This window comes from Sphingobacterium sp. UBA7253 (assembly GCF_002472745.1).
Lineage (GTDB): Bacteria > Bacteroidota > Bacteroidia > Sphingobacteriales > Sphingobacteriaceae > Sphingobacterium > Sphingobacterium siyangense.
In genome coordinates this window covers 3,302-4,435 of record NZ_DKSP01000196.1, presented here as the reverse complement: position 1 = coordinate 4,435, position 1,134 = coordinate 3,302, and the positions used below count along the sequence as shown (strand labels likewise).

Annotated in this window: 2 protein-coding genes; both read right to left on the bottom strand. The window is 35.6% G+C overall.

Translation table 11 applies throughout. From position 1 onward, the window contains the following. Nucleotides 1-424: 424 nt before the first annotated feature. Nucleotides 425-652, bottom strand: coding sequence for a GDCCVxC domain-containing (seleno)protein (locus B2X72_RS19675; RefSeq protein WP_083296100.1), 228 nt, complete (start codon nt 650-652; stop codon nt 425-427). A gap of 6 nt (nt 653-658) precedes the next feature. Further along, on the bottom strand, nt 659-1,134 hold a 476-nt coding region (locus B2X72_RS19670), incomplete at its 5' end, for a cation transporter (protein WP_286851189.1).

The following is a 1,134-nucleotide window of genomic DNA, read 5'->3' as shown; positions in this document are numbered from 1 at the left end:
TTTTGTGATCCCGCTGGGATTATGACATCCCTTTGTATCTCGCTATATATCAATAGTATACAGATGTTTTATTTAAATAGGTCCCTGAAATGGGTCCCATTTAATTTGACCTGATTTGTGTCGATTTAAAGAACTTATTAGTTGTAAAGATACAGAAAAATATTCTAATTCCTACCGTTATCCCGGTAAATCCTAGTATTAATAGTTAATAATAATTGATGAGACCACATATATGGAACACGTAAACTTCAAACTTTTCAAGATTCCAAAGTGGTATAATGGCTATTCGATTTAAGGATTTAAAATTCAAACAAATTCAGTTGGCAAGGTATAAAAAAGACAACCATTAAAAGGCCGCTATTTTTATAGCTTAATCCCACATCACGCTGAAAATTAAATCATGGAATTACATTAAAACTCACTTTTATTTTTCAGAAGAGCAGCAATTATCGCCAAGCTGAATCGGCGGACATTTTACGGTACCATAACTGCAAAATACGCAACAATCTCCGTTTAGAGGTTTTAGCCGAGTGTGGCATTCTTCACACTCATAAAAATACTGGCAAGCATCAGTCGGCATTATTTCCTCCTTTTGATGATTACATACTGGGCAGGTAAGGGTCGATTCTAGTATTATTTTGTTAGTTGACATCTGAAGTTATTTTTTTACTTTATACCCGGTTTTATTTTCAATGATCATTGCTAGTTGTTGTCTTGAAGTTTTTGTGCGGTCAAATTTTATAGTTGATCGTCCTTCATCATAAGAGGTTGAAATTTCCTGGACACCTTCTTCATTTTTTACTGCTTCGTTAACGTGGCCTTCACAGGCAGCACAAGACATACCATCAATCACTAAGATAACTTGCTCCAGATTCGTGTTTTTAACTGAAGAAGCCGCCGTCGTATGATTCCGAAAATACGGTTCATAATAAGGGAAGGAAAATAGTCCAATAGAAATGACTGTCACTATCCATAGAAAAGCCTTCGATTGCATTGGCCTTTTTTTTGTATCGCAACCACAATCGTCTTTTTTTACCGGTTTATAGACACGATAAAAAGCTAAGCCTAACACTAATGCTGTAACAAGCATTAAATACGGCCTTAAGGGTTCGATCCAACTAAACATGGAGAGTG